Genomic DNA, 25430 nt, shown 5'->3' with positions numbered 1-25430 from the left:
TCTTGGGCAAAAATGCCTAAAATTCCCACGAGACCTTGATTGGCGATCGATCGCTCATACAAATCTGCTAACCTCTCCAGATCCCAAAATCGACCCGGTTTAGAATAGGTCAATTCAGTTTTTATTTTTGGGATGCTCATGAGTCCAGAGAGTGTGTTAGACAATCCGGCGGTAGAGAACACCCCTTTCGATGCGGACGAGTTCGATCGCGTGGTGATGAAAACTTACGGGCGTTTCGCGATCGCCCTCGAACGCGGTCGAGGGTGTCGGGTGTGGGATAGCGACGGGAAAGAATACCTCGATTTCGTGGCGGGGATTGCCACCTGTACCCTCGGTCACGCCCATCCGGCGATGGTGGAAGCGGTCAACCGTCAGATTCAAAAACTGCACCACGTCTCGAATTTATATTACATTCGCGAACAAGGGGAACTGGCGAAATGGCTAGTCGATCGCTCCTGCGCCGATCGCGCGTTTTTCTGCAATTCCGGGGCGGAAGCGAACGAAGGGGCGATTAAATTAAGCCGTAAATACGCCCATACGGTCTTAAACATCGACGAACCCGTGATTTTAACGGCCAACGCCAGTTTTCACGGGCGGACCCTGGCGACGATTACGGCGACGGGACAGCCGAAATATCAGAAAAACTTTAACCCCTTAGTCCCCGGTTTTCACTACGTCCCCTATAACGATTTCGAGGCGATCGCGGCGGCGATCGCCCAACTCGACGGCGGCGAAAAACGCAGGGTGGCGGCGATTTTACTCGAACCGTTGCAAGGAGAAGGGGGCGTCCGTCCGGGCGATCGCGCCTACTTCCAAAAGGTCCGGCAACTGTGCGACGAGAAAGGCATTTTGTTGATTTTAGACGAAGTACAGGTCGGCATGGGGCGCAGTGGCCAACTCTGGGGATACGAACACCTCGGAATCGAACCGGATATCTTCACCTCGGCGAAAGGATTGGGCGGGGGAATTCCCATCGGGGCGCTGCTGTGTAAGTCGTCGTGCGATGTCTTCGAACCCGGAGATCATGCCAGTACCTTTGGCGGGAACCCCTTTGCTTGCGGGGTCGCCTTGGCGGTCTGCGAAACCCTGGAACGGGAAAATCTGGTCGAAAATGCCCGCGAACGGGGCGAACAGTTGCGTGTTGGCTTGCAGGCGATCGCCGATCGCTACCCGCAGTTATTCGTCGAGGTACGCGGTTGGGGATTGATCGACGGGATCGAAATTGCTGCCGAGTCCGAGGTCACCTCGATCGAGATCGTCAAAGCGGCGATCGTCGAAGGTTTGCTCTTAGTCCCGGCGGGACCGAAAGTGGTGCGCTTCGTCCCTCCGGCGATCGTCACCGAAGCCGAAATCGATCGCGCCTTGGAAATGCTCGATCGCGCGATCTCGACCCGAGTCAGCTAATCGAGACCGATCCCTAGATCCCGACAACCAAGCCCGTCCGAGGCTTGGTTTTTTGCTGGAAACACGCCATCTTCGGGGTCTTCGCTCAAGGTCTCCCCAGGAGCATCCCCCGTCTCGATTCGTCGAAATTTGTGGCTATTTTCCGATCGCGGGGGTGAAAATCGGGGGTCAGACCCCTTATGATGAAAATACAGATTAACTTTTAAGCGCACGAGGGGTGAGCTAAACCCATGGCTCCCGAATCTCCACCCACAGGCGAACGAAGACCTCAACTGAATTCAAAAGGAAGAGCGGCGAATCCTACAGACTTCCTCTCGACTCCCGTAGGCAGAAATAACCGTTTGCCCGTCGATCCCACCTCGGAAGTGTCCAAAAGTTTTATCCCGGGCTGGTTGGTGGCGATCGCCACGGTCGGCGCCGTCGTTACCGGGGGCATTTCCCTGTACACCCTGTTGCAATTCAATCCCCTCAGTGACAATCGCCCGACCGCCGGGACCGATTCCAAAACCCGCACGACCCAAATGTATACCGTGAGTGCCTTGGGACGCTTGGAACCCGAAGGCGAAATCGTCCAACTGACCGCGCCGATGTCCTTTGAAGGCGAACGCTTGGAAAAACTGCTCGTCGAAGAAGGCGATCGCGTCCGCAAAAACCAGGCGATCGCCATTATGGACAGTCGCAACCGCCTCACCGCCGCCCTCGACATCGCCAAACAGCAAGTGCAAATTGCCCAAGCCCAATTAGGACAAGTCAGGGCCGGGGCCAAAGCCGGAGACATCGCCGCCCAAGAAGCGGCGATCGCCCGTTTGAACGCCCAACTCCCCACGGAAATCGCCGCCCAACAAGCCACGATCTCCCGCCTCGAAGCCCAACTTCAAGGGGATCTGAGCGCCCAACAAGCCACCATTTCCCGTCTCGAAGCCCAATTACAAGAAGATCGCGTCGCCCAAAACGCTCAAATTGCCCGCCTCGAAGCCCAATTTCAAGGGGACGTTACCGCAGCCCGCGCCACCCTCGATCGCCTCCGCGCCGAATTACAAGGTCGGATCGCCGCCCAAACCACGACCGTCGCCCGTCTCGAAGCCCAATTACGCAACGCCAGCGCCGAATACCAGCGCTATCAAAATCTCTATCGCGAAGGGGTCGTCAGCGAATCCCTATTCGACTCCAAACGCTTGGACCTCGAAACTAGCTTGCAAGAAGTGAAAGAAGCTTACGCGATTTTAGACGAAATTCGAGCCACCGGAGACAAGCAACTCGAAGAAGCCAGCGCCAACTTGCAACGCCTCGAAGTGACCGGACGCAAGCAAATTGAAGAAGCCAAAGCCGCCTTAGCCCGCATCGAAGCCACCGGACGGGAACAACTCAACGAAGCCCGCGCCATTCTAGAGCAAATCCGCAGTACCGGACGGGAACAGATCGCCGAATCCCGGGTGAATTTAGACCGGATCGTGGTGACCCGCGAACAGGATAAAAAACAAGCCGAATCGACCTTAGAGAGTATCTCCGAAGTGCGAACCGTGGACGTCCAAGCCGCACAAGCTGAGGTCGATCGCGCGATCGCGGGGGTGAAAGAAGCCCAAGCGCGCCTCGACGAGGCATACGTGCGATCGCCCATTGACGGTCGCGTCATGACAATCCATACCCGTCCCGGCGAAACGGTCGGCAATCTCGGGATCGTCGAACTCGGTCGCACCGATCGCATGTACGCCGTCGCCGAAGTCTACGAAACCGACATCAAAAACGTCCGCGTCGGTCAACGGGCGACCATTTCCAGCGACGCTTTTGAGGGGGAATTACAAGGGACTGTGGAGACTGTCGGCTTAAAAATTGGTAAAAAAGATATCCTCGATACCGACCCCGCCGCCGATGTAGACGTGCGCGTCATTGAAGTCAAAATCCGCCTCGACCCCGAACATAGCGATCGTGTCGCCAGCTTGACCAACTTGCAAGTCAGCGTCGCCATTGCCACCCTCGCCCCCCAAGAAAATTGATCGTTTTCAATCCAATTTACTTTAAATTTTAACTTTCTATTTTAACTTTAAAATTCGATCTCCTTCATCTAACCTCACTCCAGTTGTTTGAAATCATGTTTCGTCACAAAATTCCCCTCGCTTGGTGTCAACTGACCCGCGAAAAAAGTCGCTTGTTCGTCGCCTTAGCGGGGATTAGTTTTGCCAATACCTTGATGTTCATGCAACTGGGCTTTCGCGACGCCCTCTTCGACAGTTCCACCCGAATGCATCAAAATCTCAATAGCGATTTGGTTTTGATCGATCCTAAGTCCGAAGCTTTAATTGCCATGCAATCGTTTTCATGGCGGCGTTTGTATCAAGTTTTAGCCTTTGAAGAAGTCGAATCGATCGAGCCTTTATATCTGGGATTGATTAATTGGAAAAATCCGGTACAGAAAAACGATCGCTCTATTCTGGTGATGGGTTTTAATCCCAACAAAGCAGCTTTAACGATGCCGGAAGTCAACCAGCATTTGGACAAAATAAAACTGCAAGATGTGGTACTGTTCGATCGCGATTCTCGCCCGGAATTCGGCCCCATTCCCGATTTACTCGCCGAAAAAGGTTCCGTAGAAACTGAAGTAGGGATGCGCCGGATTCAGGTTCGCGGCTTATTTTCGATGGGGGCTTCTTTTGCTGCCGACGGCAATATTATCACTAGCGATTTAAACTTTATTCGTTTATTTGAAGAGCGCGATTACGGTCAAATTGATGTCGGTTTAATTCAGCTCAAACCGGGAGCCGATCCGGAAAAAGTTCGCCAAAAAATTGATGACTATTTACCGGAAGACGTGCGGGTTTTGACTCATCAAGGGTTTATCAAGTTCGAGCAGGACTATTGGGCGACGAGTACGGCGATCGGCTTTATTTTCGGTCTCGGTGTGGCGATGGGTTTTATTGTTGGTATCGTCATCGTTTATCAGATTCTCTACACCGATGTTTCGGATCACTTGGCGGAATATGCTACGCTCAAGGCAATGGGATATCGAGATTTGTATTTTTTAAGCGTGGTGTTTCAAGAAGCATTAATTTTAGCTATTTTAGGCTATTTTCCAGGATTTTCATTATGTAGTTTTTTCCTTTATTCTTTAACTCAAAATGCCACTCAACTCCCGGTTTATATGACGGTTTCTCGGGCTTTATTTGTGTTTTGTTTGACGTTAATTATGTGTGCCATTTCAGGGGCGATCGCCGTCCGTAAATTACGTGCTGCCGATCCGGCAGATATTTTTTAAAAGCAGATGTTTTGAGGGATGTTTGAATTGACCATAAACATCGATGAATTTAGGCGATCGCCAATCTATAGCCATTCTCAATCTTGTTGTAAAATAATCTTATTGTAAAATGAATGGCTTGTAAGGACACGGCAATGCCGTTTCCCTAGGGGGATTTTGCGATTTTACAAAGGACTGCTATATAAAAAACAATAATCTTTTACCTTTCCTGACAAGTGTCCTCCTTCCTTCCCGAATTTTAAAACCTACAAAATCAATGAAACCTTTTACCTCTCCTGTCGTCAATATTAAAAAATTGGATCATTATTTCGGTCAAGGAGATTTAAGAAAACAGATTTTATTTAATATTCACCTTAAAATTCATCCCGGCGAAATCGTGTTGATGATGGGACCGTCGGGATCGGGAAAAACGACCTTGCTAACCTTAATCGGGGCATTGCGATCGCCTCAAAATGGGAGTATTGAAGTCTTGGGAAATCAGTTGTGCGACGCACCGACGGAACGATTAGTCTCCGTTCGGCGGCAAATCGGTTATATTTTTCAAGGTCATAACTTGCTGCACTCGCTCACGGCCCGTCAAAACGTGCAAATGTCGTTACAACTGCACGCGGACAGCTTGACGGATAAGGAGCTATCCGAACGAACGGCCACCATGCTCGAAGCTGTGGGATTGGGCGATCGAATCGATTATTATCCGGAGAAACTTTCAGGCGGTCAAAAACAGCGTGTCGCGATCGCCCGCGCTTTAGTCAGTCATCCCCAACTCATCTTGGCAGACGAACCCACCGCCGCTCTCGACAGTAAATCCGGGCGAGATATCGTCGAAATCATGCAACATTTGGCCAAAGAACAACAAACGGCCATTTTGCTCGTCACCCACGACCACCGGATTCTCGATGTGGGCGATCGCATCGTGCGCATGGAGGACGGACGCTTAATGCGAGCTGAGGCGATCGCCGCTTTACCTTAAATTGGCGAGTGTCAGCCATCTTTAACGGCGTCCCGTCGAGCGCGATCGTCGGATGCGGGTATTGCCACCGCCTGCCCCCCTGCCATTGGCGGTGCGCCCGGACATCGAAGTATTTCCGGTCATCGGAGGTTTGCCAATCGAGGTCATTTCCCCTGCTGCCGCCGCTTTCGCCGCTCCCCGTCGGGTGTTGGTACGGAACGTCACATTTACCCCTTCGTTGGACTGTTCGAGAACGAGTAAGGGCGTCGGTTTCGCTTTTTGATCCCAGTGGATGTAAGCCACTCGTCCTTGAATCGTCGGTTGCCAGGTATCGTGATCTTCGCGGGCGCTCAAGTAGGTTTCCAAACAGTCGATAATTTGACTGATCGTTTTCGAGGTGGCTTGGGTCGGTAATTTCGTCAATTTAATTTGAATCCGGAATAACACCCGTTTGCCTGCTTTGGCAATTTCTCCGAGTTGATATTCCACATCAAACACTTCGTCTACTTGCCGACCCGTGCCTCGGTTTTCGGCATTCGGACGCAAGGCGACGGAGATTTTTTCCTTAACTTTGACCTTAATTTGATTGACAATGGCAAAGTGGAAATTTTCTTCTTCCATCCGCATTCGCAGATAATCTAAGTTGAACTCCCGAGAGTGAATCAAATCGGGGTTCTTCTCCATTTTGGTAATGGTGGCGAGGGCCATTTTCAGTTTTTTCTGGAGTTCGCGATTTTTAAAATCATCGAACTTGATCTTTTTATTGAGCTTGTCGATGCTAAGTTTAGAAAAAACCGCAAAACCAATGAGTAAGAGCAACAATACTCCCGAAACCCCCATCCAGATCTTATCTGAAGAGAGGTTGGCCTCGGCGGGCTGATTCGGAGTGGGAGTCTGTGCCAAAGTCGATGGAACGAGGATATGAGAGTTTGTCATTAGTTCTCCTTCATACAAGCACGCTGGAGTTTCACTTTTAGAATGCCCCCGATCCGACGGGCAGTTTCGGTGCATCCCTCAAAGGTGATGGGGGAATTTGCCCCGCAAGACTCAATTTTTCATGGTCGATGCCTCCCTCCTCCTCTTAAGCACTATAACCCCTGGAAGCCGATCGCCCGAGGGCAATTCGTACCGATGACCTAGCGGTAGAAGTACGACAACGACCGTGACCATCCGTTCGAGTTCTGGAGGACTCGCCGGGTCGGCGCCTGTCGCGCGATCGCAACCCGACGCCGGAGGCGGATCCCCCGATTTCAAAAAAGGAGCGGCAATGGTTGCCATCCTCCAAGCATAAAGCCGGGGAGTAGACTCGCCCAAAACTGATACTCGGTTCGCTATTTTTCAATAAATTTGCAAGTATTGGCTCTTGAAAATTTGACTCCCACCTTTAGCGAAACCTGACTTTAGTTTAAAATCGAAGTCTGTCAGTCGGTCATGCCCTGACCCGTACATACAAAATCTTTAAAATCAATAATGTCTTGTTTGCCCTTATCCGAGGCGATCGCCCAATCTCGTTTGCAATCCGTGCGTTTGGTCGCTACCGATATGGACGGAACCCTCACCTGCAACGGTCAACTGAGTGGGGAATTGCTCGAAGTTTTAGAAGCATTAAGAGATCGCGCGATCGCTACACTGATCGTTACCGGACGGTCGGCGGGTTGGGTCAATGGGTTGAGTCAGTTACTGCCGATTGCAGGGGCGATCGCCGAAAATGGCGGTATTTTTTATGCGGCCAATGGCGAATCCACCTTATTAACCCCTATTGTAGATCTCCCCAGTCACCGCCAACAGCTCGCCGCCGTCTTCGCCGAACTTCAACGGCAGTTTCCCGACCTTTGCGAATCGTCGGACAACCCCTTTCGCCTCACGGATTGGACCTTTGACGTGCAAGGATTGACCACCCGAGCGTTACACTCACTTAAACTGCGCTGTCGTGAATTGGGGTGGGATTTTACCTATAGTTCCGTGCAGTGCCACATCCGCCCCCTCGGTCAAGATAAAGCTAAAGGTTTACTCTCGGTTCTGTCGCGCTATTTTCCCGACCATTCCCCGGATTGCGTCGTTACTGTCGGGGACAGTCCCAATGACGAAAGTTTGTTCGACCCGCACTATTTTCAGCTCTCCGTCGGCGTGGCGAACGTCCTCGACTACACCACTCGCCTGACCCACCAACCCGCTTACGTGACCGGACAACCGGAAGGGTGGGGCTTTTGCGAATTGGCGCGGGCTTTGGTCGCATCGGATTAGGCGATCGAATGCCCAGTGAGGTCAATGGAGTTAATCGACGCTTTCCTGCTCTCCTGCTGGGATTTCATTGGGTTTGTTCCATAAATCTTGCGGGTTTTCGATCGGTTCGACGCTTCCCGAGAGAAATTTCCACTGTTGATTTTCGCGATCGAGAACGACGGTAATTTTAAACTCCTTATCAATCTCACCGAATAACATCGCCATGTCCTCTTTAAATTCCCAGCGATAAAAGTTGATATCTTTTCGATTCTCTAATAAAAACTGCAATCCCGGATTGCCTAACAAGCGCTGTTGAAAGCTTTCTAAAGTTTCTTCGGCTTGTAAGCGGCTCGATGAGGTGGTGTAGGCCGATTCTAAGTTGTCGATTTCAAATCCTTTTTCCAATCTCATGAAATAAGTATTGGTCGCCCTCGCCGTGGCTTTGGTTTCGGGAAAATAATTGCTGGCAAAATAAAACCAAATCGTCAAATTGACGATCGCGACGGCTAAGAGAATCCAACCGACAATTTTTTGCGGACTGAGGGAATATTTGTTACTCGGAATTGTCGGAACCGCCGCGTTCCTTTTAATGACGAGGGTTTTGGCAAAGCGATCGCCGAGGGTTTGATACTTCGGCGAGAGCAAAATTGGCGAGAGCAATAACAACAAATCAAAGGGTTTGAATAGATTGCGAAGGGCAGCTTGCACCAAACTGGGACGATGTCCCCGTACCGTCACGACTTCGGCCTGAAAGATAAACTTTCCGAGGGTAAGGCCGAGGAAGGATTCCCCCAGGGAGAAATAAGCGACCAGAATTAGGTAAATCACGAACAGGTTTCGAGGTTCGTTTATGGTGACCACTTGACTGTCCGCAAATAACCCAGTCAGCCCGATATTAAATTGAAGACCTAAGCCAAACCAACAGATTGAAATTAAGAGTAAATAATCGATTAAACCAGCGAGGATACGACGTAAAAGGTTGTCCAAAAATGATTGAGAGCGGCGAGAGGTCATAAGGATGGTTTGCGGTTCGAGCAACAATGTCGGTCGAGTGAGTGGTTGGCCGAGGTGTGGGAGCGGGGGAGCGAGAGGACGAGGGACAGCAACGGCAAGGGAAATCGACCAGGGCGTCAAAGTGGCGATCGCGTCAAATTGCCGTCGTTGCCGACCCCCCAGGGGGAGCTAAGGCTCAAAACCGGGCGATCGCGCTGCCATCGGTTCGGGAAATCATTCTAACCCACAGGGGCAGACCCGCGATCGCCACTGACCCTGCCGAAATCGTCCCGACGGATTGGAGCTGGGTTGAGTTATGGTGGTGAAATAACCAGCGCTAAGGTTAATCGAATATGAAAAAAATATTCTTACTCGCCTTATTTTTAGTAGGGCTGAGTTGGGCGTTGTTCAACTTCAAAGGTCTGGCAAACCAAGGCACGTTCGATGCAATTGTCTTGGATTTTCGCGAAGATCTCGCCGCCGGACAAGTCGAACGACAACTCGACCAACTCGGCGATCGCTACGGGGTCAAAGCCCGCCTCAACAGCGAATTTTCCCGGGAGGACAACTTTTATATTGTCGAGGGCGATCGCCAACTGCTGAAAACCCTCAAAAAATCCGAACTCTCGAAGTACACCGAGTATATCGAGCCGGATTATCAGTACAAAGCTCTCACCATTCCTAACGATCCGCTCTACGGTCAACAGTGGAATTTCCGCAGTATCAACCTCGAAAAAGCCTGGGAAAATACCAAAGGCAACGGGATTACGGTTGCCGCGATCGATACGGGAGTTTCTAAAGTTCCCGACCTCAAAGACACCCAATTTGTCAAAGGCTACGACTTTGTCAACGATCGCGAACTCGCCGACGACGACAACGGACACGGTACCCACGTCGCCGGAACGATCGCCCAAACGACCAATAACAATTACGGGGTCGCCGGAATCGCTTACGAAGCTAAAATCATGCCCCTCAAAGTCCTCTCTGCAGGCGGAGGCGGCAACATCGGCGATATTGCCGAAGCGATTAAATTCGCCGCCAACAACGGCGCCGATGTCATTAATATGAGTCTCGGCGGCGCGGGCGAAAGTCAAGCGATGAAAGAGGCGATCGCCTACGCCCACGAAAAAGGCGTGGTCGTCGTGGCCGCCGCCGGGAACGAAAATCGCAATTCCGCCTCTTATCCGGCCCGGTACACCCACGTCATCGGCGTGGCGGCGATCGACTCCACCGGACAAAAAGCTCCCTATTCTAACTTTGGCGCGGGGGTCGATATCTCCGCTCCCGGTGGGGATACCAGCAAGGGCGAATCCGGCGGCATCCTCCAAAATACGATCGCGATCGATCCGGATACCCGCCGTCCCACCAGCGTTTTTAAAGCCTTCCAAGGCACCAGCATGGCCGCCCCCCACGTCGCCGGGGTCGCCGCTTTAGTCAAAGCCTCCGGCGTCGAAAACCCGGACGAAGTGGCCGAAATCCTCAAACAATCGGCGCGAGTAATTAAAGACGACCCCCTCAACCACTTTGGCGCGGGTCAACTCGATGCGGCGAATGCAGTACAACTGGCAATGCACGGGAAAATCGACTTCCGCGACTTCTTCCGGTGGTTGCGCGATAATGGCTATCTCAATCCCGGTTTCTGGATCGATGGCGGCGTTTACACTTTAGTCCCGAAACTGCTGATGATGGTCGGGTCTTACTTGCTGGCATGGTTGCTGAAAACCTATTTCCCGTTCGGCTGGACTTGGAGTATGGCAAGCGGCCTGATTTTCGGCAGTTCCGGCTTGTTCGTCCTGCGCGGTTTCTATATCTTCGATTTGCCCCAATGGCCGATGCGGGTCATGGGCAGTTCGCTGCCGGAATTAGGAACGGCGATTCAAGGGAGTAGTGCGTTAAACCCGATTTTTGCGAGCGTGCTGATTCCGGGGATTTTAATCGTGCTACTGTTGGGTCACCCGCAGTGGAAGAATTTCGCGATCGGTACGACCCTCGGCGTGGCAAGCTGTCTCGCGATTAGTGCGGTTCTCGTCCCGGGTCCGATGTTACTGTGGCTCGGCAGTGGTTTGGGCGCCCGGGCGTTCTTGTTGGTCAATGCATTCTTGTGCTTTGGCTTGGCCCGTCTGGCGCTAAAAGGAGAGGAGAAATTCGCATGAGTGTATCGCTAACCGGAACGATCGAACGTCGCGAAATGGGTACGGGCGCCTGGGCGTTGGTCGCCGATGACGGTCAAACTTACGAAATTTACGAAGGCGCTCCCTCGGACTTGTTGAAACCGGGTCAAAAGGTCAAGGTTAACGGTCGCATCCGCGATGATGTGATGACGTTGGCGGCGATCGGTCCGGTGTTGCAGGTCGATGGGTTCGAGCTGAATTAGGCAGGGATTTTGTGGGGCGGGCATCTTGCCCGCCTTTACTAAGGCTCCCCAAATTCCCAAGCCGTCTCCTATATAGCGATGCTCGATCGGTTGTAAAGTTTATGGGTTTTAGGGACACGGCAATGCTGTTTCCCTACGGGGTTTTAGCGACTTTACAAGCTGGAGCTCAGATTCAACTGATTGAGACATGCTGGATCGCGCTAAAATCCAAAATCTAAAATCTAAAATCTAAAATCCCCCCTCTCTACATCTTCGCCAATACGAAGGGTTAAATCGGAGTCGAGGTAGCCTGTGGAACTGGTTTCTAGACGGGGGAATTTTAAGAGGGTTTGAAGGGTTTTTGCACTTTCTAAATCACCTTTCTGGACGATGATTTGGCTGTGGGGTTGGCGATCGGGCCAATCTTCGATCGCGTAGACGTTTTTAAATCCTTGTCTTTGTAACTCGTGCAAGAGTTTGCGGGCGATTTGGGGGTTGCCGGAGGCGTTTTGAACGGCGATATCGAGGCGTTTTAGGGCGCGTTGGTCGGGTTGCGATCGCCCCTCGGTTTCGTCGCCGTTGCCGAAATATTGAGCCATGACCCGATCGCGCCCTTGGCGATCGACGATCCAATAACTGCGATCGCTGTCGTGTCCGTCGCTGATTTTTCCGGGAAGCATCACCATTTGCAAGCTTTCCGGCGATCGCCCCAATCCCATTTTGACGGCGGCGAGCAGTTCTTCCAGACTCAAGTTGGTATTGATATACTTCTGCATGACTCGCACAACTTTAGACACTTGAGGTAAAACACTCGGATCGCTCAGCCGCGTCTGTAGGGCTTCGACGAGTAAGTGTTGGCGTTGAATGCGTCCGATATCGCCGTAAGCGTCGTTACGAAAGCGGGCGAAATGTTCGGATTGTCGTCCGTTGAGGGTCTGCCAGCCGGGTTTGAGTTCGATTTTGAGTTGTTGGGTGCGATCGGTGTAGGACATCGGGTAGGGAACGAAGACCTCGACGCCACCGAGCAGATCCACGAGTTCGCGAAAGGCTCCAGTTCCGATGCGGATGTAGCGGTCGATCTCGACATCGAGTAGGTCGGAGATCGCCTCGGAGGTGAGGGGAATTCCGCCGAGGTAGTTCGCTTCGTTAATTTTGGCGTAGCCGCGATCGCCCAACCGGACCCGGGTATCCCGGGGAACGGACAGTAAACTGATGCTTTCGCGGTCGGGATCGAGCCGAACCAGGAGTAAGGTGTCGCTGCGTCCGGAAAAGACGGCTTCGGGGTCGTCAGGAGCGTCGAGGGGGGGATCGACGCCCATCACCAACAGGGTCATCGGTCGGGCTAACTCGAAGCGGGGAAAGCCCATCGAATCGCGATTGGGGGCGATCGCCTTCAATTTTTCGGCAGCTTGTCGGGCTTGCAGTTGTTGGGGAGTCAGGGCATTTTTCGGATCGATCAGCGCTAGAACCCCGCCGACGGTGGCGGCGACGGTCGTCATCAATAAGAAGGTAAAGCTCCAAAACACCAACCGCGCCAGTTTGACGCTCAACGGTTCTGGGGGCATCGGTATCGATTTGCGGGATTTGCGCGATCGCCTCGGAGGGCGATCGGGTCGTTTCGGTGATTTTTTCCCCGATTTGGGTACTTTGTCATATAGGTCTAGCGCTTCAAACATTTTCACGCAAAGATTTTGAGAGGTATTTTGAGATGGATTTGGAGATGACCGAGGGTTAAGTTCGTGTTAACAACATTTCTGGAAAAAAGCAGGGGGATTTTTTAATATTTTTTGAAAAATTAATTATCGCTAGTTTTATAGGGACTCAAGTTTGAACCTCAAAATACTATTTTTCAATTGAAAACTTTACTCTAAATTCATAAAAAAGTATCTCTTATTTTTGAGTCACATGCTATCATCATTTGACAGAAAAATAAAGAGGAATCGGAGAATTGAATTGTCAAAGTTTGTAACAACTCAATTCTCCCGGCGATCGCGAAGCCTCGATCGCGATCGAGTCGTCTCAATGGAGCAATGAAATCATCTATGATCCCCGTTATTTTAGCTGGTGGAAAAGGCGAACGATTTTGGCCGCTCAGCCGTCGGGCGCGACCCAAACAGTTTCTCTGCCTCGATCGCACGGGTAAAAGCCTATTACAAGCGACAGCTGACCGACTGCTCGACGTTGCCGGAGGATGGCAAGGCTTGTGGGTCATTACCAGTGCCGAATTGAGCGACGGCGTGCGCGAACAACTGCCCGAGTTACCCCCGGAAAACCTGCTCGCCGAACCCCAAGGACGGGATACTGCGCCTGCGGTTGCCTGGACCACCTTAGAAATTGCCAAACGCCACGGGGATGATGCCCTCATCGGCTTTTTCCCGGCAGATCATTGGATCGGCGATCGCGAGGGGTTCAAAAATACCTTAGAAGCGGCGAGCCAACTGGCGAACAGCCAAAGGGCGATCGTCACCCTCGGGATCGAACCGACCTATCCTTCTTCCGGTTACGGTTACATCGAACAGGGACAAGGCGCCGGAACCTATGCTGGAATCAGCGCCTATCGGGTCAACCGCTTTACGGAAAAACCCGACCGCGAGACCGCCGAAACCTTTATCGAAACGGGAAAGTACACCTGGAATAGCGGCATGTTCATTTTTCGGGCCGGAGTCGTCATCGACGAATTACGCGCCTACGCCCCGGAAATCCTCGATCCGATCGCCGAACGCGGGGTCGCCGCTTATGCGGATTTACCGAAAAAGAGCATCGACTACGCTTTGATGGAAAAAACCCATCTCACTTACGTCCTGCCCGCCGATTTCGGCTGGGACGACCTCGGGGACTGGAACGCCCTCGAACGGCTGCTCAAAGATGACGACTGTCCCAACGTGGAAGTCGCCCGTCATCTCGGACTCGATACGAAAGGGAGCATTTTCTACGCCAGCAACCCGGAAGAGGCGATCGTTACCATCGGTTTGGAAGATGTGGTCGTCGTTCGCGATGGGAACGTCACCCTAATTGTTAAAAAAGAGCGCACTCAAGACATCAAAAAAGTTCTCCAAAGCTTGAAAGAACGACCGGAATACCAATCGGAATTATAACGACAACGGTTCCGACGCGATCGGCGCGTCGAGCCAACTGCGCTATGGTGGAAAGTGACTCGCGATCGGCCCCGATCCTCAATGCGGCGATCGCCCCACCCGTGCGCGACTCTCTCCCGATCTTACCGAGTAAATTTAGAGGTCAAACCATGAGCGAAACCACCACCCCAACCCAAAACGCCACCCAAACCCCCCAAGAAGAAAAAGAAGCGGCCCGCTATCCGGAAACTTCCGAAACCCAAGAACGCTACTGGGGAACGGTCACCGTTTTAGAAACCGGACAGCGCTATCGCATCAGTCGCTTGGAAATTAAACCCGGTCACCGGATCATGACCCAAATTCACTACCACCGCAGCGAACATTGGATCGTGGTGTCCGGAACCGCCAAAGTGATTTGCGGCGACGACGAATCCCTCGTGATTCAAAATCAGTCTACTTACGTCCCGCCGTGTACCGCGCATCGGGTGGAAAATCCCGGCGTCATTCCCCTGGTCTTGATCGAAGTGCAGAACGGAGAATTTCTCGGGGACGAAGACACCGTGCGCTTAGCCGACGACGCGATCGGCCATGGCGATCGCCAACCATCATAAACCGTAAATTCGCAATCTCCATTCACGGGCGATCGCCTCGCCGTCGCACTCGATGACTCTGGCGGATGGGAAGCCTTCAGGGAACGTCCTACGGGTCGAGATTGGAGTTAACCGTCGCAGGAGCGGCGATCGCTCCAATCCAAAATCTACACTCTACACGCTAAATTCTGCTTCATGCTTTCCAACTTCGTTCAATCTAGCGCTCGCCAACGAGAGATCGTCGAAATCGTATTTCGCAACGGTTGGGATTACATGCGGCGCTTACTCACCGCCGGGAAAGCCGACGACGAGCCGAAACTGCCCCCCCCGGCGGTCTTACGCAATATCCTCATCGATCTCGGTCCGGTCTACGTCAAATTGGGGCAACTGCTCAGTACCCGCCCGGATATTTTACCCCCGGAATACATCGAAGAACTGACTGCCTTACAAGCAGAAGTCCCCCCGGTTCCTTGGGACGAGATCGAAATCCTCATTCGCCAGCAAATCCGCCAACCCCTCGAAGAGGTTTTTCAAACCCTCAATCCCCAACCCGTCGCCGCCGGATCGATCGCCCAAACCCACCGCGCCACCTTGGCGGACGGTCGCGAAGTCGCCCTCAAAGTCCAGCGTCCCGGACTCGAAGAAGTTGTCGAGCAAGATATTGCCCTGCTCAAAGGGTTGGCGGAGTTGGTCTCGATTACTGATATCGGACAAGCCCAAGATTTGATGGGATTGGCGGATGAATTTGGCAACGCCTTGCGCGCCGAGTTAGATTTTGCCAAAGAAGCGACCTATACCGATCGCCTCAGTCGCAATTTATCCAAAAGTCGCTGGTACGACCCGAAAAAACTTAAAATTCCCGAAGTTTTTTGGAATTTAACCACGGAAAAGTTATTGGCGATCGAATGGTTGGACGGCGACCCGATTTTACTCGCCGACTATACCGGACAAGAACACGGCGGCGACAGCGAAGCGCAGAAAAAAGAACTCGTCACCCTGTTAACCCGGGTCTTTTTCCAGCAAATTTGCCTCGACGGGTTTTTCCACGCCGACCCCCACCCGGGGAATTTGTTTTATTTAAAAAACGGACAAGTCGCCTTACTCGACTGCGGGATGATCGGACGTATGGACCCGCGCACCCAGCAGTTACTGATCGAGATGCTCTTGGCGATGGTCAATTTAGACGCCCAACGCTGTTCCCAGCTTTCGGTAGAAATGGCGGGAGTATCGAGCAAGCGGGTCAATTTGGCGAATTTAGAGAGCGGTTACGATCGCCTCCTGCGGCGCTATTACAATTTGAGCTTGTCCGAGTTGAGTTTCAGCCAGATGTTTTACGAAGTCCTGCAAGTCTCGCGGGAAAATAATTTGAGATTGCCCTCGAATATGGGACTTTGTGCGAAGGCGATCGCCAACCTGGAAGGAATTGCTCGCACTCTCGACCCCGAGTATAATTTCGCCGAACAGATCAAGCCCCTCATGACCGATCTGTTCGGGCGCCAACTCGTCGGCGAAGCCCCGTTACAAGGCTTGTTGCGAACCGCCCTCGATTTGAAAAACCTCTCGTTACAATCCCCCCGCCAATTGGAAGTGTTTTTAGACCGGGTGACCACGGAAACCTTGCAATGGAATATCGCCGTAAGTGGACTCGACGGACTGCGCCGGACGATGGACGACGCCGCCAACCGCCTCTCGTTCAGTGTTTTGGTCGGTTCTCTGATTATGGGCGCCGCGATGATTTCCTCGCAAACGGAGATTTCGCAAGTCTACTGGGTCAGCGACGTGTTGTTCGCGGCGGCGAGTATTGTCGGGTTATGGCTCATTTTTAGTATCCTGCGATCGGGTCGCCTGCGCTAACCCTTACCCTCGTCAAATCCCAACCCTATCTATCCTTCCTGTCGGCGGCGCCATCTTTGTAGGGACGAAGAATTTTTCGCCTCTACAAAATTTGGGCATCGTGCAGACATTCTCTCCTCGATCGCGACGATCTCAATCTTCATTACAGTAATGATTGTATAGAAATTGCAGTGAGTGTGGTGACTTCTGGATGATTTGTAGAGGGGAATTGGCAAGCTGTAAGGATAAGAATCAGGATCGGGGCGATCGCAACTTCAGATTTACTAGTTATAACACCCATCATTCTATCACCGTTCGATTAACATATCTGTAAATTAGAATTGAGGTTCATTTCTATGGGTTCTTTTATCATTTGTAATTAATCCCAAATATTTAGCTTCGCGATCGCCGAGTAGATGCGAAACTTCATCGGAGATTGACCAAAATAACGAGGGATTAATCACCGATCGTACAAGTTTTTTTATCACTTTGTTGTCCGTAGATTTAGCGAAATAACGCAGGCGATCGCCCCGACTCTCATACATACCGCGATCGCCCCTACCCACACAACTCCTCAAAAATCCTTCCCCTCACTTCTTCCAGAAATCGTCATGACAACGAACCGCAGCCGTCCCCAAGAGTGGAACTGATGCGCTAATCTTGCTAATATCAACTCCTGCAAAACCCAAGATTCTAGGGCATTCGATTCGGTTCAATTATGACCACCACGACCACCGACTTTCTCAGCCAACTCAACCCCAGTCAACGCCAAGCCGCCGAACATTTTTCCGGACCGTTGCTGGTCGTGGCGGGGGCGGGTTCGGGCAAAACGCGCGCCCTGACCTACCGCATAGCCAATTTAATTCGTACCCATCGCATCGATCCCGAAAATATCCTCGCCGTTACCTTCACCAACAAGGCGGCGCGGGAAATGAAAGAACGGATTGAAGTGCTGTTTGCCGAATCTTATGCCTTGGCGCAATATGGCAAACCCTTGGGAGGACTCGAACCCGTCCAACAAACTCAAGTTCGATCGCGGGTCTGGAAAACCTACATCAAACCCCTTTGGATCGGTACTTTTCACTCCTTGTGCGCGCGGATTTTGCGCTTCGATATCGACAAATATCAAGATGAAAGTGGGCGTCAGTGGAACCGCAATTTTTCGATTGTAGACGAATCGGAAGCCCAAGATTTATTTAAAGAAATTGTCCGCAATCAACTCAATTTAGACGATAAAAAGTTCGACCCGCGCAAAATGCGCTACCAAATTAGCGGGGCGAAAAATCGCGGTTGGACGCCGAAAGATCTCGAACAAAACGAGCCGAATTTTCGCGGGCGGGTGATGGCGGATATCTATCGCAACTATCAAGACCTGCTCGCAAAAAATAATGCTCTCGATTTCGACGATCTAATTCGGATTCCCGTGGAATTATTTCGGCAAAACGAGCAAATTCTCGACTACTGGCATCGCAAGTTCAATCATATTCTCGTCGATGAATATCAGGATACCAACCGGACGCAATACGATCTAATTCGCTTGCTTTCCACCAATGGCAGCCATCCCAAATCCTTCGAGAATTGGGAAAAGCGATCGGTGTTTGTGGTCGGCGACGTGGATCAGTCGATCTACAGCTTCCGGATGGCCGATTTTACGATTTTGCTGGAGTTTCAAGAAGATTTCGGCGACGGCTTGGCGGATGAAGACACTCGAACTTTAGTGAAGTTAGAGGAGAACTACCGATCGCGCGAAAATATTCTCGAATTGGCGAATAAATTAATCGAGAAAAATACGGAACGCATCGAAAAAGTCTTGCGACCGACGCGCGGCGAAGGCGAACAAATTATCTGCCATCAAGCGTTTAATGAGGTCGAAGAGGCGGATTTTGTGGTCAGCCAAATTCGGATGCTGGAATCCCAACATCCGGAGTTGAATTTCGGCGCATTTGCAATTTTATATCGCACGAATGCTCAATCGCGACCGTTTGAGGAAGTCTTGGTCAAGTCGCAGATTCCTTATAAAATTGTCGGCGGTTTACGCTTTTACGATCGCAAGGAAATTAAAGATGTTTTGGCCTATTTACGGGCGATCGCCAATCCGGCGGATAGCATCAGTTTGCAGCGTATTATTAACACTCCCCGTCGGGGAATTGGGAAGACGACTTTACAACGGTTGACCGATGCGGCGAGTCAATTAAATGTGCCGTTGTGGGAAATTCTCAACGACGAAACCTCGGTGAATACCTTGGCGGGGCGATCGGCAAAAGCGGTCAATGCGTTTGCAAAAACGATCGCCAAATGGCAAGAAAAAATAGAGGACTGTACGGCGGCGGAAATCTATCAAGGGATTGTCGAAGAATCCGGTTACATCGACGAACTCAATCAGCAAGGAACGGACGAAGCGGAAAACCGCCGTCAAAATGTAGAAGAACTCTACAATGCTATTTTGCAGTTTGGCGAAGATGAGGAAGATTCTTCCTTGGCGGGATTTTTAGCCAGTGCATCCCTTGCGTCGGATTTAGATAATTTAGACGAAGGGGAAGCGGCGGTTTCTTTGATGACTCTTCATTCCTCGAAAGGGTTAGAATTTCCGGTTGTCTTTTTAGTGGGAATGGAAGATGGATTATTTCCGAATTTCCGCAGTTTGAACGATCCGAAAGCAATTGAGGAGGAACGACGGTTGTGTTATGTCGGCATTACCCGCGCCCAAGAACGACTCTTTTTAACGATGGCTAGCGAACGGCGATTGTGGGGGTCTTACGAACGATCGCGTCCGTCCCGTTTCTTGGCGGAGTTACCTCGGGAATTGTTAATGGGAAATGCGGTGGCGAAGCAACGACGATCGCGCGCGACGGCAAAGAAAATTGCTAAAGGATCGGCGGCGGGGGTGGCTAATTGGAATGTCGGCGATCGCGTGGTTCACGAGACTTTCGGGCCGGGTCAAATTTCCCATGTTTTCGGAACTGGAGAAAAGCTGGCCTTGGCGATCAAGTTTCCTCGGTTGGGTCAGAAGATTATCGATCCGAAAAATGCACCGTTGCAAAAACTTTAGGCTTAATTTAGGCTTGATTTTGGCTTAATTTCGGGCTAGCTGTTGGGCGATCGCCCGTCACGGTTTTGGTGATAGTAAATATACGAGAAAAGTGATGGAACGCGGATTGATGTGGTTGCCCCTTCTGGCCATTTTTATCGGCTTGGGATGGGCGGGTTGGAATGAATATCAAAAGGTGGAGGCATACCGCCATTGGGCCGAGGACTTCGATCGCGCCAAATACGATATTTACGCGGTTCTCGGACAAAAGGGCGATCGCCTCACCTGGGGCAAACCGACGCGATCGGGTCCGGTGGAATTGCAAAGCTTTTCCTTAAAGGATGTAAAATCAATCCGACTGCTTGTCGATCGGACCGAAGTCGATCCGATCGTCGCTTCTGAAGCTGCCCCCAAGGGCGCTATCTGTTTGGAATTTAGTTTCTCTCAAGGGCAAGACCCCCAACGCATCCGATTTACCGAATGGTCTCTGGCGTCCCAATGGGCGCAATATCTGCGAACCGAGTGGAACAGGTGGCATTCGGAAGCGGTCAATTCTGAGGAAATTTCGTAAACTTTGGGAATACGTGCTTAAAAACGGCAATTTTTTGAAGTTGTCCGAGCACTATAACGACCATGCGAGTTCCATAGCCATTTCTCACCCAACGACCCATGATTTTAAAGCTATCCTCCTGGAAAGCATCGGGCGCGATCGCGATCGCTGCCGTTGCTACCGTTTCCACCCTCAAACTCTTTGTCAACGACTGGGTTCCCGCCTCGATCGCCCAAGAACCGGACGCGCCTCAAGCCGCCCCTACCGTTGAAGTCAGCAATCGCCTGATGCGGACCTTCGGCGACGAGACCTATGCCGTATTAGCCCTGGCGTACAGTCCCAGCGCCCCAGTTGTCGTTAGTGGCAGCATTGAAGATACAATCAAGTTTTGGCGCAGTACCGACGGCAGCCTACAATATACCGCCGCCACCCACTTAGATGACGTTCGCGCTCTGGTGATGAGTCAGGATGGTAAATATCTGCTCAGTGGTAGCGACGACAAAACCGCCAATATGTGGGATGCGGCGACGGGTCAAATCCGCTTTACCCTGATCGGTCACCAACAAGCAGTCAAAGCGGTGGCGATCGCCCCGGATACCGCGATCGTCGCTACAGGTAGTTGGGACAAAACCATTCGCCTCTGGAACGGGACCAACGGGGATCCGCTTCGGATTCTCACCGGACATAGCGACGGCGTCAATGCCTTGGCGTTCAGTCCCGACGGGGCAATCCTCGCCAGTGGCGGCCTCGATCGCACCGTTCGCCTTTGGGATGTCGAAACCGGAACCCAACTCGCCAGCATCGTCGCTCACGATGACTGGGTAAGTTCTCTCACATTTACCCCCGACGGCGAGCTGTTAATCACGGGCAGTTTCGACAATACGGTAAAAATTTGGGATGTAGCAACTGGGGACTTGTTGCGAACCATACGCGGTCATGCCTTCCCGGTTTATGACGTGGAAGTGACGCCGGACGGCGAGGCGATCGCCAGCGCCAGCGACGATCGCACGATCAAGCTGTGGAGTGTCAGAGATGGTCGCCTGTTACTCAATCTCACCGGACATACCAAGTCGGTCTTCGCGATCGGCATCAACGGCGACGGAACTCGTCTCGCCAGTGGGAGCAACGACAACACGATCAAAATTTGGGATATTGCCCCGTAATTTTTGCCAATTTTAGGCAAAAATAGGGCAGTAATATGAGGGTGCATTGACCAATTTTTCACTATAACAGTCCTAAATGATTTGTAACCCAAATAGGGAGCAAGATACTCCCACTCCCAAGGGTTTCAGTAGGGACCCGGCAATGCCGAGTCCCTACAGGGATTTGGTTTTAACTTAACCGCAATACCCACCCGGCTTTGACCCGGTCAAGGGCGAGGTCTTAGACCCACTTTTCTGATAAATCCCTTTAAAACTAAGACGCTACGACCGTACTACAATCTTCGTGTTCGACGCGGAAGACATTCGCCGTAAGGTTGGCAATAACTTGTTTTCCTTCTTGAGTTAATTGCAAATACCCTAACGCATCTTCGATGTAACGATAAACGACATTCCAGAAAAATTTGGGATAATTCTTGCGTAAATCCCCCGGATTGGCGTAACCCAAGACTTTATTTTGTCCGGTTTCTTCAAACTCGTAAAATAAAGCGGGAATTTTTTGTAAATAACGCGGGTCGCTGAGTTGACCGATCAGATCCGCCGCACGCACTAAGCCGGGATAATTGAGGGTATCTTGGTGGTCGCGGTCTTTGGGGACGGGAAAGCGAGTCAGTTCGATATTGGCTTTAATGGCGTCGGCGTCGATCAAACCGTGTCCGCCGAAACGTTCGTGAATAAAGAGTTTGCCGCGATCGACGTGATAGGGAGTCAAACTGGCATCGGTGGCGCCGGGTTGTAGGGAAATTCTGATCCCATCGCGACCCGTAGCATACATACGATCGCCGATCTCGTCGCCGCGACAGACCCCTTTGATATAACCGATATCGTGACAGAGTAGGGAAATAATAAAATGTAACCAGTCTTCGCAGGAAACACCACCTTCGCGAATATGTTTACCTCGCAAGATTTCTTGTCCGACTAAGGTGACGAAAATTGTATGTTCGACGTTATGATAAAGCGCGTCACTATTGGCAATGTTTTCTAACGCCATTGCGCCAGCCCAAGCCAGAATGTCAGCATAATGCGGTTTGTAGCCGCCATAGGTTCGATGGTAACCGTCTTGAAGTTTAGGAACAAACGAATCAATTAAAAGTGCAGTCGCATTTAACATTCCTACTTTCCTCCTGGCAACGCGATGACTGTTTGGTGAACTTTGCGGCTCAACGATATTTTTCCCTGTCCAGAGAAACAGAGATCGTGCAGCCCGGGCGATCGCCAGAAAATTTAATTTCAATTATTCGATAGGTCTTTTTAAGACGTTTCGATCGAGAATTGAAGTTAAATTTTGCTTTTGGCGATTGCCAATCGCTATAATTAGTATGGAGGAATTAAGGATTATAATTCGTGATGCAGATCGAAAATAACCTGTGATTATTTAATGCGTTTTTGTCGATCTAAATCGCTCTCATTTGGCGATCGATCTCGTTAAAAATCGTGATGTAAATAAGCTTTTCGAGGCGATCGCCACCCCCTGGAAGTCGTGATGCAGATCACCGCCACCGCTCGATCCCCGAGCCGTTCGAGAACGCCGATCCCCCACATCCAATCGCGACCGGGGGCGATCGCCCGTCCTCTGTTCCATGCTACTCGATCCGATGGCGATCGACCACCCCCAATCCCCTGTTTCGAGAAAAAACAGCACGGATGCGAGATCTCGCGCCTCAATCGGGGGCGATCGCCGTTCGGATCCCCTCAAACTGACGCCGAAAGATTCTCTTCCCACCGACGCGGACCGCGATCGCGCCGAATTTCCCGCCAGATTTGGGTCGCCGCCAAGGCGCCATCTCCCGCCGCCACCACCACTTGATTTAATCCCACCTTCAAATCGCCGATCGCAAAAATACGCGGGTGAGAAGTCCGTCCCATCTTATCCGTTATCAAATAACCGCCTTTCATCTCCAACGGGATATTCTTCAAATAAGTATTGTGATAGGTCGAACCCATCGAAATTAATCCCGTTTCTAACCCAATCTCCGTTCCATCGACCAATTCCACCCCGGTCATCCGATGGTTTTCGCCGAGAAACTGCTTAATCGGCGTTTCTACTAACCGATAGCCGTGTTCGCGCAGTTCTTGCCGCAGGGGTTCGCTCACTTCAAATAAGCCGTGGGTGAAAATCGTAATATAGGGCGTAAACCAGCTTAAATTAAACACCATTTCTTCGATGCTGGCTTCACTTCCGGCAAAAAATCCACACTGTTTGTCGGCCATTTCATAGCCATCGCAAACCATGCAAACGTGCAGATTGTAACCCGCATATTCAAAGACATTTCTCATGTCTTCCAACGGCACTAAATTATCGATAATTCCACTCGCCGCGATGATGTATTTGGCTCGAAACGTCGGGTAAATACTATTTTGCCGACCGACTTTGACGCGCACTGCAAATGTCTCTCCCTCATCGACGACTTCTTCGACGTAGCCGTTGAGCATGTCCCCGTTAACGGATTCGTAATGCTGCTCTCCTCGTTTGAGTAAAACTCGTCCGGGAGTGTCTGGAGGTAAGCCGAGATAGTTGTGCAGTTCTTGCATCCAAAACGATCGCGCCTTTCCTTTATCAATAATTAAGCTCGAAAGGCGATAGCGTTGCAAGTAAATTCCAGCAGACAGTCCGCCCGCACCGCCGCCAATAACGATCGCATCGTAAACGCGATCGCGCCGTTCTTCCAAGTTCTTTTTGGTCAGTTTCATAGGATTAAGTGAAATAAAAAAAACAACAGAATTTTATCAGTGCTTCAAAACAGGCGATCGCCATGTTTGCGCGCAATTCCGGCTAAATGGGGGCTGACAATCGGAATCGATAGAGAAAAATCAAACATTTCAACGGCTTCAAAGCCAGCTTGTTTGAGGGCGTTTCCCGTTTCCCGATTGGGATTGCAACCGTCAAATGCTTTTTTCCAAGCAGGTTCGATCGCGTTCTGCACGGTTCGCGTTAATGTCCCGCATTGTCCGGCGATATGTTCGACAAAAATAAATTGTCCTCCGGGCTTGAGAACTCGCAAAATTTCTTGTAAACTTCGGGACAAGTTCTCGACAGAACATAAAACATAAGTGCCGACGACGGCATCGATTTGTCCGTCTTCAAAGGGGAGTTTTTCCGCCGTTCCTAAGTGAACCCGAGCCTGTTTCAGACCGACTCGTCCAGCTTGTTGTTCGAGATACGGATGCATGAAGGGATTGGGTTCGATTCCCACCCAATCTATTTCGGAACTATAATAACCGAGATTGTTTCCCGCACCGGGACCAATTTCAACGACAGTACCGGACAAATCGCCGAGTAAATCGCGTTTGAGTTCGCCGATCGATCGGTAGCGATCGCATTCGCGCACGGCGATCGCGCTTTCATCGGCACGGTTGACTTTTGACATTCCCCAAGCAAACAATTGTTTGTACCAATTGCCTGGAGCGTTTAAACGGGAGATCATGGCAGATCCTCCAGTAAAATGAGTAAAGTTAGGAGGCGATCGCGGAATTTAACAGGCACGAGTTCGGTGGTGCAATTGCATCGAGAATTTGAACAAGTTTCAAGGGTTCGAGGATGACTGTCAAACTCGCGATCGCGATCGATTTCATGACTTAAATTAACGGATTAAATTAACCTAAATTAAGGTTGTTTGCCGCTTCGGGTTTCCAGTCCCAAGCGCTTCCACTCCAACATACCGCCGATCAGGTTCCAAACGCGATCGAAGCCTTGTTTCGCCAAGTAATCGGCAGCAATGGGACTGCGATGGGCACTCAAACAAATGACGGCGACGGTTCGATCTTTTTCGATGTCGCGAAACCATTCGGGCCACACGAGCGATCGCAGCATCGGAATCGAACCGAGCAACAAGCGAGGTAAGCTGAGATTGACGGCGCCGGGAACGTGTCCGGTTTGATATTCCAGTTGCGATCGCACGTCGATTAACAAGGGCGGATCGTTGAGGGTAACGAATTCGCGCGGGTCGATATCGGTAAATGCTTGTCGAGCTTTAGAAGTAGTAAAAGTCATGTTTCGATCTCACTTAAATTAATGTCGTCGAG

The 25430-nt window shown here is 51.2% G+C and carries 23 protein-coding genes; 15 read left to right on the top strand and 8 right to left on the bottom strand.

The features are described from left to right. Positions 1-138 precede the first annotated feature (138 nt). From HCG48_RS08975 to HCG48_RS08960, 4 genes are all read left to right on the top strand, one after another. Complete coding sequence (locus HCG48_RS08975) at positions 139-1404, top strand: aspartate aminotransferase family protein (protein WP_168568850.1); 1266 nt, start codon at positions 139-141, stop codon at positions 1402-1404. 230 nt (positions 1405-1634) lie between these two features. Continuing rightward, positions 1635-3398 carry an HlyD family efflux transporter periplasmic adaptor subunit gene (locus HCG48_RS08970; protein WP_168568849.1) on the top strand — a complete coding sequence of 588 codons (1764 nt, stop codon included), beginning with the start codon at positions 1635-1637 and terminating at the stop codon, positions 3396-3398. A gap of 95 nt (positions 3399-3493) precedes the next feature. After that, a complete protein-coding gene (gene devC / locus HCG48_RS08965; RefSeq protein ID WP_168568848.1) occupies positions 3494-4654 on the top strand; it encodes an ABC transporter permease DevC in 1161 nt (386 codons plus the stop codon). A 256-nt stretch (positions 4655-4910) separates the two neighbouring features. Beyond that, the gene (locus HCG48_RS08960; RefSeq protein WP_168568847.1) at positions 4911-5624 is read left to right on the top strand and encodes a DevA family ABC transporter ATP-binding protein; all 714 of its coding nucleotides are present in this window, start codon (positions 4911-4913) and stop codon (positions 5622-5624) included. 21 nt (positions 5625-5645) lie between these two features. On the opposite strand, the gene HCG48_RS08955 is transcribed toward HCG48_RS08960, so the two are convergent. Beyond that, positions 5646-6539 carry a hypothetical protein gene (locus HCG48_RS08955; protein ID WP_246259992.1) on the bottom strand — a complete coding sequence of 298 codons (894 nt, stop codon included), beginning with the start codon at positions 6537-6539 and terminating at the stop codon, positions 5646-5648. A 226-nt stretch (positions 6540-6765) separates the two neighbouring features. Between HCG48_RS08955 and HCG48_RS26440 the strand changes: the two genes are divergently transcribed. Next, on the top strand, positions 6766-6894 hold the full coding sequence (locus HCG48_RS26440) for a hypothetical protein (protein ID WP_281362100.1): 129 nt from the start codon (positions 6766-6768) through the stop codon (positions 6892-6894). 179 nt (positions 6895-7073) lie between these two features. Continuing rightward, complete coding sequence (locus tag HCG48_RS08950) at positions 7074-7847, top strand: HAD-IIB family hydrolase (protein WP_210437203.1); 774 nt, start codon at positions 7074-7076, stop codon at positions 7845-7847. A gap of 30 nt (positions 7848-7877) precedes the next feature. Here the strand turns inward: HCG48_RS08950 and HCG48_RS08945 are convergent, their stop codons facing one another. Then, positions 7878-8840: an RDD family protein gene (locus tag HCG48_RS08945; protein ID WP_168568846.1), complete on the bottom strand. Its 963-nt coding sequence runs from the start codon at positions 8838-8840 to the stop codon at positions 7878-7880. A 41-nt stretch (positions 8841-8881) separates the two neighbouring features. Here HCG48_RS08945 and HCG48_RS08940 point away from each other — a divergent pair, with 41 nt between their 5' ends. The 3 genes from HCG48_RS08940 to HCG48_RS08930 are packed head-to-tail and all read left to right on the top strand — an operon-like array spanning position 8882 to position 11193. Further along, positions 8882-9145: a hypothetical protein gene (locus HCG48_RS08940; RefSeq protein WP_168568845.1), complete on the top strand. Its 264-nt coding sequence runs from the start codon at positions 8882-8884 to the stop codon at positions 9143-9145. A gap of 27 nt (positions 9146-9172) precedes the next feature. Then, a complete protein-coding gene (locus HCG48_RS08935) occupies positions 9173-10972 on the top strand; it encodes a S8 family peptidase (protein WP_168568844.1) in 1800 nt (599 codons plus the stop codon). Continuing rightward, entirely contained in the window at positions 10969-11193 is a 225-nt protein-coding gene (locus HCG48_RS08930) for a cytochrome c maturation protein CcmE (protein WP_168568843.1), read from the top strand. The genes HCG48_RS08935 and HCG48_RS08930 overlap by 4 nt, the downstream gene beginning before the upstream one ends. A gap of 221 nt (positions 11194-11414) precedes the next feature. Here the strand turns inward: HCG48_RS08930 and HCG48_RS08925 are convergent, their stop codons facing one another. Next, the gene (locus HCG48_RS08925) at positions 11415-12737 is read right to left on the bottom strand and encodes an LCP family protein (protein ID WP_168568842.1); all 1323 of its coding nucleotides are present in this window, start codon (positions 12735-12737) and stop codon (positions 11415-11417) included. 477 nt (positions 12738-13214) lie between these two features. On the opposite strand from HCG48_RS08925, the gene HCG48_RS08920 reads away from it, so the two are divergent. The 6 genes from HCG48_RS08920 (at position 13215) to HCG48_RS08895 (ending at position 21410) form a co-directional block, all read left to right on the top strand. Further along, positions 13215-14267, top strand: a complete 1053-nt coding sequence (locus HCG48_RS08920) for a mannose-1-phosphate guanylyltransferase (protein WP_445974481.1) — start codon at positions 13215-13217, stop codon at positions 14265-14267. 149 nt (positions 14268-14416) lie between these two features. After that, positions 14417-14857, top strand: coding sequence for a phosphomannose isomerase type II C-terminal cupin domain (locus tag HCG48_RS08915; protein WP_168571818.1), 441 nt, complete (start codon positions 14417-14419; stop codon positions 14855-14857). Between the two features lie 174 nt (positions 14858-15031). Next, positions 15032-16690, top strand: coding sequence for an ABC1 kinase family protein (locus HCG48_RS08910; RefSeq protein WP_168568840.1), 1659 nt, complete (start codon positions 15032-15034; stop codon positions 16688-16690). 697 nt (positions 16691-17387) lie between these two features. After that, positions 17388-19718, top strand: coding sequence for a DNA helicase PcrA (gene pcrA, locus HCG48_RS08905; protein WP_168568839.1), 2331 nt, complete (start codon positions 17388-17390; stop codon positions 19716-19718). A 94-nt stretch (positions 19719-19812) separates the two neighbouring features. Further along, on the top strand, positions 19813-20268 hold the full coding sequence (locus HCG48_RS08900) for a hypothetical protein (RefSeq protein ID WP_168568838.1): 456 nt from the start codon (positions 19813-19815) through the stop codon (positions 20266-20268). A gap of 98 nt (positions 20269-20366) precedes the next feature. Beyond that, on the top strand, positions 20367-21410 hold the full coding sequence (locus tag HCG48_RS08895) for a WD40 repeat domain-containing protein (RefSeq protein WP_168568837.1): 1044 nt from the start codon (positions 20367-20369) through the stop codon (positions 21408-21410). A 253-nt stretch (positions 21411-21663) separates the two neighbouring features. Here HCG48_RS08895 and HCG48_RS08890 read toward each other — a convergent pair whose 3' ends face one another. From HCG48_RS08890 to HCG48_RS08875, 5 genes are all read right to left on the bottom strand, one after another. After that, positions 21664-22518 (bottom strand): Npun_R2479 family HD domain-containing metalloprotein, encoded by an 855-nt coding sequence (locus HCG48_RS08890; protein WP_168568836.1) that lies wholly within the window; start codon positions 22516-22518, stop codon positions 21664-21666. Positions 22519-22812: 294 nt separating this feature from the next. Next, a complete protein-coding gene (locus HCG48_RS25415) occupies positions 22813-23130 on the bottom strand; it encodes a hypothetical protein (protein WP_210437202.1) in 318 nt (105 codons plus the stop codon). After that, positions 23100-24098 carry an NAD(P)/FAD-dependent oxidoreductase gene (locus HCG48_RS08885; protein WP_168568835.1) on the bottom strand — a complete coding sequence of 333 codons (999 nt, stop codon included), beginning with the start codon at positions 24096-24098 and terminating at the stop codon, positions 23100-23102. Before HCG48_RS08885 ends, HCG48_RS25415 begins: the two co-directional genes overlap by 31 nt. A gap of 44 nt (positions 24099-24142) precedes the next feature. Then, positions 24143-24832, bottom strand: a complete 690-nt coding sequence (locus HCG48_RS08880) for a class I SAM-dependent methyltransferase (RefSeq protein WP_168568834.1) — start codon at positions 24830-24832, stop codon at positions 24143-24145. A gap of 179 nt (positions 24833-25011) precedes the next feature. Next, positions 25012-25398 (bottom strand): rhodanese-like domain-containing protein, encoded by a 387-nt coding sequence (locus HCG48_RS08875; RefSeq protein WP_168568833.1) that lies wholly within the window; start codon positions 25396-25398, stop codon positions 25012-25014. Positions 25399-25430: the final 32 nt, after the last annotated feature.

Source organism: Oxynema aestuarii AP17, assembly GCF_012295525.1.
Classification (GTDB): Bacteria; Cyanobacteriota; Cyanobacteriia; order Cyanobacteriales; family Laspinemataceae; genus Oxynema; species Oxynema aestuarii.
This window is presented reverse-complemented; position numbering and strand designations above follow the sequence as displayed.

What these genes read in the sequence shown, in the direction of transcription:
- HCG48_RS08935 (WP_168568844.1), top strand. Translation starts at nt 9,173, where the DNA reads ATGAAAAAAATATTCTTACTCGCCTTATTTTTAGTAGGGCTGAGTTGG.
- pcrA (WP_168568839.1), top strand. Translation starts at nt 17,388, where the DNA reads ATGACCACCACGACCACCGACTTTCTCAGCCAACTCAACCCCAGTCAA.
- HCG48_RS08930 (WP_168568843.1), top strand. Translation starts at nt 10,969, where the DNA reads ATGAGTGTATCGCTAACCGGAACGATCGAACGTCGCGAAATGGGTACG.
- HCG48_RS08900 (WP_168568838.1), top strand. Translation starts at nt 19,813, where the DNA reads ATGGAACGCGGATTGATGTGGTTGCCCCTTCTGGCCATTTTTATCGGC.
- HCG48_RS08890 (WP_168568836.1), bottom strand. Translation starts at nt 22,518, where the DNA reads ATGTTAAATGCGACTGCACTTTTAATTGATTCGTTTGTTCCTAAACTT.
- HCG48_RS08945 (WP_168568846.1), bottom strand. Translation starts at nt 8,840, where the DNA reads ATGACCTCTCGCCGCTCTCAATCATTTTTGGACAACCTTTTACGTCGT.
- HCG48_RS08915 (WP_168571818.1), top strand. Translation starts at nt 14,417, where the DNA reads ATGAGCGAAACCACCACCCCAACCCAAAACGCCACCCAAACCCCCCAA.
- HCG48_RS08910 (WP_168568840.1), top strand. Translation starts at nt 15,032, where the DNA reads ATGCTTTCCAACTTCGTTCAATCTAGCGCTCGCCAACGAGAGATCGTC.
- HCG48_RS08950 (WP_210437203.1), top strand. Translation starts at nt 7,074, where the DNA reads ATGTCTTGTTTGCCCTTATCCGAGGCGATCGCCCAATCTCGTTTGCAA.
- HCG48_RS08970 (WP_168568849.1), top strand. Translation starts at nt 1,635, where the DNA reads ATGGCTCCCGAATCTCCACCCACAGGCGAACGAAGACCTCAACTGAAT.
- devC (WP_168568848.1), top strand. Translation starts at nt 3,494, where the DNA reads ATGTTTCGTCACAAAATTCCCCTCGCTTGGTGTCAACTGACCCGCGAA.
- HCG48_RS08875 (WP_168568833.1), bottom strand. Translation starts at nt 25,398, where the DNA reads ATGACTTTTACTACTTCTAAAGCTCGACAAGCATTTACCGATATCGAC.
- HCG48_RS08960 (WP_168568847.1), top strand. Translation starts at nt 4,911, where the DNA reads ATGAAACCTTTTACCTCTCCTGTCGTCAATATTAAAAAATTGGATCAT.
- HCG48_RS08920 (WP_445974481.1), top strand. Translation starts at nt 13,215, where the DNA reads ATGATCCCCGTTATTTTAGCTGGTGGAAAAGGCGAACGATTTTGGCCG.
- HCG48_RS08925 (WP_168568842.1), bottom strand. Translation starts at nt 12,737, where the DNA reads ATGCCCCCAGAACCGTTGAGCGTCAAACTGGCGCGGTTGGTGTTTTGG.
- HCG48_RS08975 (WP_168568850.1), top strand. Translation starts at nt 139, where the DNA reads ATGAGTCCAGAGAGTGTGTTAGACAATCCGGCGGTAGAGAACACCCCT.
- HCG48_RS08880 (WP_168568834.1), bottom strand. Translation starts at nt 24,832, where the DNA reads ATGATCTCCCGTTTAAACGCTCCAGGCAATTGGTACAAACAATTGTTT.
- HCG48_RS08885 (WP_168568835.1), bottom strand. Translation starts at nt 24,098, where the DNA reads ATGAAACTGACCAAAAAGAACTTGGAAGAACGGCGCGATCGCGTTTAC.
- HCG48_RS08895 (WP_168568837.1), top strand. Translation starts at nt 20,367, where the DNA reads ATGATTTTAAAGCTATCCTCCTGGAAAGCATCGGGCGCGATCGCGATC.
- HCG48_RS08955 (WP_246259992.1), bottom strand. Translation starts at nt 6,539, where the DNA reads ATGACAAACTCTCATATCCTCGTTCCATCGACTTTGGCACAGACTCCC.